Origin of the sequence: Xanthomonas sp. SHU 199 (genome assembly GCF_000364665.1) — a bacterium.
Lineage (GTDB): Bacteria > Pseudomonadota > Gammaproteobacteria > Xanthomonadales > Xanthomonadaceae > Xanthomonas_A > Xanthomonas_A sontii.
Map to the genome: position 1 here is coordinate 1 of NZ_AQOI01000086.1, position 6,619 is coordinate 6,619.

Sequence of the window (6,619 nt, forward strand, 5' to 3'; positions counted from 1 at the left end):
GGTCGGCAGCGCGCGGGCGGCCGAGGCGCCGACGCTGGGCGTGCAGGCCGCGGCCACGCGCGAGCGCAGCGTCACCCCCAAGCCGGGGCTGCGCGACGCCGATACGCTGGGGCTCAGCGCCAGTTGGGAGCCTGACTTCTGGGGCAAGGTCCGGCGCAGCGTCGAACAGGCCGGCGACAACGCCCAGGCCAGCGCCGCCGATCTGGCGCAGGCGCGGCTGTCGCTGCAGGCCGCGGTGGTCGCCGATTACCTGCAGCTGCGCTTCGACGACCAGACCCTGGCGCTGTACCAGCGCACCCTGGCCGGCTATCGCGACGCGCTGCGGCTGACCCAGGCCCGTGTGCGCGCCGGCGTTGCCAGCGACGCCGATGTCGCCGCGGCCGAGGCCACCCTGCACAGCACCGAAGCCGCATCGACCGATCTGGCGCTGTCGCGCCGGCAACTGGACCACGCGCTGGCGGTGCTGCTCGGCCACACCCCAGCCGAATTCTCGCTGGCGGTCAGCGACGCACCCTTGCCGGCGCTGCCGCCGACCCCGCAAGCGCTGCCCTCGGTACTGCTGCAGCGGCGCCCGGACATCGCCGGCGCCGAACGGCGCATGGCTGCGGCCAATGCCGGCATCGGCATCGCCGTGGCGGCCTGGTTCCCGACCCTGTCGCTGAGCGCCAGCGGCGGCTACGACGGCGCCGGGCTGGCCTCGCTGCTGAGCGTGCCGAACCGGGTCTGGGCGGTGGGCGCAGCGCTGGCCGGCACGCTGTTCGACGGCGGCGCCCGCCACGCGCAACGCGCGCAGGCGCAAGCCGTGTTCGATGCCGCGGCCGCCAGCTACCGGCAGACCGTATTGAGCGCGTTCCAGGGCGTGGAGGACCAGCTCGCCGCCACGCGCGAATTGGCGCGCGAGGAGCAGCAACAGCGGCGCGCCGCCGACGCCGCGCAGCAGGCCGAGCGCGTGCTGTTGGACCAGTACCGGGCCGGCACCGCGCTGTACAGCACGGTGATCACCGCCCAGGCCAACGCGCTGGACGCGCAACGCACGTTGCTGCAGGTGCAAGCGCGCCAGTTCGGCGCCCAGGTCGCGCTGCTGGTCGCGCTGGGCGGCGACTGGGACAGCGCCCGTCTCCCCGCCGTGCGCGGCGCCTCGCCGGGCGCCACGCCGGCTCCTGTCCTCCCGGAGTAGCCCATGTCCACCGCCGCGCCCACCCGCCCTGCCGATCCGCCACCGCGCCATGCCATGCCACGGCGGCGCTGGCCATTCGCCGCCGCCGCAGTGCTGGTCGCGCTGCTGCTGGCGGTGTGGTTGCGCCCGCGCCATGCACCGACCAAGGCCACGCCGCCGGTGCCGGTGACCAGCGCGCCGGTGCTGCGCAAGGACGTGCCGATCCGCCAGACCGGGATCGGCACGGTGCTGCCGATCGCCTCGGTGACCGTGCACTCGCGCATCGATGGGCAACTGATCGACGTGGGCTTCAGCGAAGGCCAGGACGTCAAGGCGGGGCAGGTGCTGGCGCGACTGGATCCGCGCATCGACCAGGCGCAACTGGCCGCGGCCACCGCGCAACTGGCCAAGGACAAGGCACAGCTGGGCAATGCGCAGGCCGACCTGCAGCGCTACACGCAACTGCTGCAGGACAACGCCACCACCCGCCAGACCCTGGACACGCAGAAGGCGCTGGTCACGCAACTGCGCGCCACCCTGCAGAGCGATGCGGCGGCGATCGACAACGCGCGGGTGCAACTGGACTTCACCACCATCCGCGCGCCGATCGACGGCCGCGCCGGCGCGCGCCTGGTGGATCCGGGCAACATCGTCCACGCCAACGATGCCGGCGGCCTGGTGGTGCTGAACCAGATCGACCCGATCGCCGTGCAGTTCACCCTGCCGGAAAGCACGTTCCAGCAGATCAACCGCGCACTGCAGGCCGCACCGGCCAGCGTGGGCGTGGACGCGGTCGACCACGGCAGCGGACAGGTGCTGGCGCACGGCACGCTGGCCCTGCTCAACAACCAGATCGACACCAGCACCGGCACCATCGCGATGAAGGCGCACTTCCCCAATTCCGGGCACACGCTGTGGCCGGGGCAGACGGTGGATGCGCGCATCACCCTGGGCATGCGCAGCGGCGCGCTGGTGGTGCCGAGCGCGGCCGTGCAGCGCAGCCAGGACGGCGAGTTCGTGTACGTGGTCGGCAGCGACGGCAGCGTGCGCGACCAACCGGTGCAGGTGCTGGACGAGGCCGATGGCGAGACCGTGATCGGCCAGGGCGTGCAGGCCGGCCAGCGCGTGGTGGTGGATGGGCAGTACCGGCTGCATCCGGGGGCGAAGGTGGTGGAGGCCAAGCCGGCCAGGCACGCCAAACCGGCCGCGGCGGGAGCGCACGCGTGAGCGTCTCGGCGGCCTTCATCAAACGCCCGATCGGCACCTCGCTGCTGGCCATGGCGCTGCTGTTGCTGGGCCTGGTGGCCTGGCCGCTGCTGCCGGTGGCGCCGTTGCCGCAGGTCGATTTCCCCACCATCCAGGTTTCGGCGAGCCTGCCCGGCGCCAGCCCGCAGACCATGGCCTCGAACGTGGCGCAGCCACTGGAGCGGCAGCTGTCGCTGATCCCGGGCCTGAGCCAGATGACCTCGACCAGCGCGCTCGGCTCGACCCAGGTGACGCTGCAGTTCGACCTGGACCGCAACATCGACGCTGCCGCGCTCGATGTGCAGACCGCGATCAACGCCGCGTCCGGGCAGTTGCCGAGCGGGCTGCCGAGCGCGCCGAGCTTCCGCAAGATCAATCCGGCCGAATCGGCGTCGCTGATCCTGGCGGTGCAGTCGCGGGTGTTGCCGCTGACCCAGGTCAACGACTACGCCGACAACGTGCTGGCGCAGCAGATCTCGCGCATCTCCGGGGTCGGCCTGGTCAACCTGTACGGTGCGCAGAAGCCGGCGGTGCGCGTGCAGGTGGATCCGGCCAAGCTGGCGGCGCTTGGCCTGAGCCTGGAGGACATCCGCTCGGTGATCGCCACCACCACGGTGAACGCGGCCACCGGCTCGATCGACGGCGCGCGCCAGGCCTTCACCGTCTCCACCAACGATCAGTTGCTGCAGAGCCAGGCCTGGAACGACGCGGTGCTGGCCTGGCGCAACGGCGCGCCGATCCGCGTGCGCGACGTCGGCACCGCGGTGGACGGGCCGGAGAACGCCAAGATCGCCGCGTGGGGCTTCGCCGGCGCCGCCGCGCCGGCCGACAGCGGCATCGTCGACGGCCGCGCGATCATGATCGCCATCACCAAGCAGCCCGGCGCCAACGTCATCGACACGGTGGAACAGGTCAAGGCCGCGCTGCCCAGGCTGATGGCCTCGATCCCGCCCAGCGTCAGCGTCAAGATCCTCGCCGACCGCACGCAGAACATCCGCGCCTCGGTCAGGGACGTGGAGTTCACCCTGCTGCTGTCGATCGTGCTGGTGGTGGCGGTGATCTTCGTGTTCCTGCGCAGCGCGGTGGTCACCCTGATCCCGAGCCTGACCGTGCCGCTGGCGATCCTCGGTACCGCCGCGCTGATGTACGTGCTCGGCTACAGCCTGGACAACCTGTCGCTGATGGGCCTGACCATCGCCGTCGGCTTCGTGGTCGACGATGCCATCGTGATGCTGGAGAACATCTACCGGCACATCGAGGACGGCATGGCGCCGCTGCAGGCGGCGCTGCAGGGCGCGGCCGAGATCGGCTTCACCCTGGTCTCGATCTCGGTGTCGCTGGTGGCGGTGTTCATCCCGCTGCTGCTGATGGGCGGCATCGTCGGCCGCCTGTTCCGCGAGTTCGCGGTGACCGTGAGCCTGACCATCCTGGTGTCGTTGCTGGTGTCGCTGACCCTGACCCCGATGCTGTGCGCGCGCCTGCTCAAGCCACACGCCGAGCAGGCGCAGGGGCGCCTGGCGCGCGCGTTCGAGCGCGGCTTCGACGCGCTGCTGGCGGCCTACCGGCGCGGCCTGGAGACGGTGCTGCGGCATCCGCGGCTGACCCTGGCCAGCTTCCTACTGACCGTGGCCACCAGCGTGGCGCTGTTCGTGGTGATGCCCAAGGGCTTCTTCCCGCAGCAGGACACCGGCTTCATCTCCGGCACCGCCGATTCGGCGCAGGATTCGTCCTCGGCGGCGATGCGCACGCGCATGCTGCAACTGGCCGACATCATCCGCCGCGACCCGGACGTGCTGTCCTTCGGCATGCAGACCGGCGCCAGCACCTTCAACTCCGGCACCTTCTCGATCGCGCTCAAACCCAAGGACGCAGGCCGCACCGCCAGCGCCGACCAGGTGATCGCGCGGCTGCGCAAGCGCCTGGCGCACGTGCAGGGCGTCACCCTGTTGCAGGCCGGGCAGGACATCAACGTCGGCGGCCGCCTGGCCCGCACCCAGTACCAATACACCCTGACCGACGCCAACCTCGACGAGCTCAACACCTGGGCACCGAAACTGCTGAAGGCATTTCGGGCGCTGCCGCAACTGACCGACGTCGCGTCCGACCAGCAGAACGCCGCGCCGATCGCCAGCCTGACCATCGACCGCCAGCGCGCGGCCAGCTTCGGCATCACCCCGCAGCAGATCGACGCGACCATCAACGACGCCATCGGCCAGCGCCAGGTCGCGCAGTACTTCACCCAGCTCAACAGCTACCACGTGGTGCTGGAAGTGACGCCGGCGCTGCAGGGCGATCCGTCGCTGTTCCAGCGGCTGTACCTGACCTCGCCGTTGACCGGCAAGCAGGTGCCGCTGTCCACCTTCGCCACGCTCGACACCAGCAAGACCGGCTACCTGTCGGTGAGCCACCAGGGCCAGTTCCCGGCGGTGACCATCTCCTTCAACCTGGCGCCGGGCGCGGCGCTGGGCGATGCGGTGGACGCGATCCAAAAGACGCAGGCGCAGCTGCGGGTGCCGGCCACGCTCAGCGGCAGCTTCCAGGGCACGGCGCAGGCGTTCAGCGCCTCGCTGCGCACCCAGCCGTACCTGATCCTGGCGGCGTTGATCGCGGTCTACATCGTGCTCGGCCTGCTCTACGAGAGCTACATCCACCCGCTGACCATCCTCTCCACCCTGCCCTCGGCCGGCGTTGGCGCGCTGCTGATCCTGATGGCCGGCGGCTACGACTTGAGCGTGATTGCGATGATCGGCATCATCCTGCTGATCGGCATCGTCAAGAAGAACGGGATCATGATGGTGGACTTCGCCCTGCATGCCGAACGCGAACGCGGGCTGTCCTCGCGCGATGCGATCTTCGAGGCCTGCCTGATGCGCTTCCGGCCGATCATGATGACCACCCTGTGCGCCCTGCTCGGCGGCCTGCCGCTGATGCTCAGCCATGGCGCCGGGTCGGAACTGCGGCGGCCGCTGGGCTATGCGATGGTCGGCGGGCTGCTGCTGTCGCAACTGCTGACCCTGTTCAGTACGCCGATCGTGTACCTGTACCTGGACCGCCTGCACGGCTGGTACATGCAGCGGCGCCAGGCACGTCGCGCACGCACTGCCGCGCCGGAGGCGCTGCAGCCATGAAGGTGCTGATCGTCGAAGACGAGCGCAAGACCGCCGACTACCTGCAGCAGGGACTGAGCGAACAGGGCTGCACGGTCGACGTGGCCTACGACGGCATCGACGGCCAGCACCTGGCCCTGCACTACGACTTCGACGTGATCGTGCTCGACGCGATGCTGCCGGGCCTGGACGGCTTCGCCATCCTGCGCTCGCTGCGTTCGGTGAAGAGCACGCCGGTGATCATGCTCACCGCGCGCGACAGCGTCGAGGACCGGGTCAAGGGCCTGCGCGAGGGCGCCGACGACTACCTGATCAAGCCGTTCTCCTTCATCGAACTGCTGGCGCGGCTGCAGGTGCTGGCGCGGCGCGGCCGCGCCCAGGAGAGCACGCTGCTGCGCGTGGGCGAGCTGCAGATCGACATGATCAGCCGCAAGGCCATGCGCGGCCGGCAGCGGCTGGACCTGACCGCCAAGGAATTCGCGCTGCTGGCGGTGCTGGCCCGGCACCAGGGCGAGATCCTGTCCAAGACCGCGATCGCCGAGATGGTCTGGGACATGAACTTCGACAGCAACACCAACGTGGTGGAAGTGGCGATCAAGCGCCTGCGCGCCAAGATCGACGTACCGTTCGAGGCCCCGCTGCTGCACACCGTGCGCGGCATGGGCTACGTGCTGGAAGAACGCGAGGACGCGAGCGGGTGAGCGCGCCGGCGCGGCCCTCGATCGCGCTGCGCCTGGCCGGCCTGTTCGCGGCCACCGCGCTGCTCGGCTTCGCCCTGATCGGGCTGGTGCTGCACCAAGTGCTGGAGCACGAACTGCGCCGCCACCAGCGCGAGGAACTGCGCTCGCGCATGGACGCGGTGCAGTACATGCTGATCAACAGCCGCTCGCCGGAGCTGGCCGCACATGCGCGCACGCGCCTGGCCAGCGTCTCCAGCGCGCCGGACCTGCGCTTCTGGCTGTGGAGCGCCGATCCGGCGTTCCGCTACGGGCGCGGCGCCGAGGCGATGGCGGCGGCCACGCGCGGCCGCAGCGGCCTGGTGCGCATCGGCGATCCGCAGGCGCTGGGCATCGCCGACGCGCAGCCGCTATCGTGGCAGGCCATCGGCCAA

Annotated in this window: 4 protein-coding genes and 1 pseudogene; all 5 read left to right on the plus strand. The window is 70.7% G+C overall.

Features of this window, described 5'->3' with window-relative positions; translation table 11 throughout:
* The coding region (locus D183_RS23985) for an efflux transporter outer membrane subunit (protein ID WP_017907897.1) at nt 1-1,177 on the plus strand (1,177 nt) is incomplete at its 5' end.
* A gap of 3 nt (nt 1,178-1,180) precedes the next feature.
* Nucleotides 1,181-2,383, plus strand: coding sequence for an efflux RND transporter periplasmic adaptor subunit (locus tag D183_RS0104235; RefSeq protein ID WP_026144178.1), 1,203 nt, complete (start codon nt 1,181-1,183; stop codon nt 2,381-2,383).
* Nucleotides 2,380-5,529, plus strand: a complete 3,150-nt coding sequence (locus tag D183_RS0104240) for an efflux RND transporter permease subunit (protein ID WP_017907899.1) — start codon at nt 2,380-2,382, stop codon at nt 5,527-5,529. The genes D183_RS0104235 and D183_RS0104240 overlap by 4 nt, the downstream gene beginning before the upstream one ends.
* The gene (locus D183_RS0104245) at nt 5,526-6,209 is read left to right on the plus strand and encodes a heavy metal response regulator transcription factor (protein ID WP_017907900.1); all 684 of its coding nucleotides are present in this window, start codon (nt 5,526-5,528) and stop codon (nt 6,207-6,209) included. The genes D183_RS0104240 and D183_RS0104245 overlap by 4 nt, the downstream gene beginning before the upstream one ends.
* Nucleotides 6,206-6,619, plus strand: a pseudogene (locus D183_RS0104250) (heavy metal sensor histidine kinase); the annotation flags it as partial. The gene D183_RS0104245 and the pseudogene D183_RS0104250, both read left to right, overlap by 4 nt.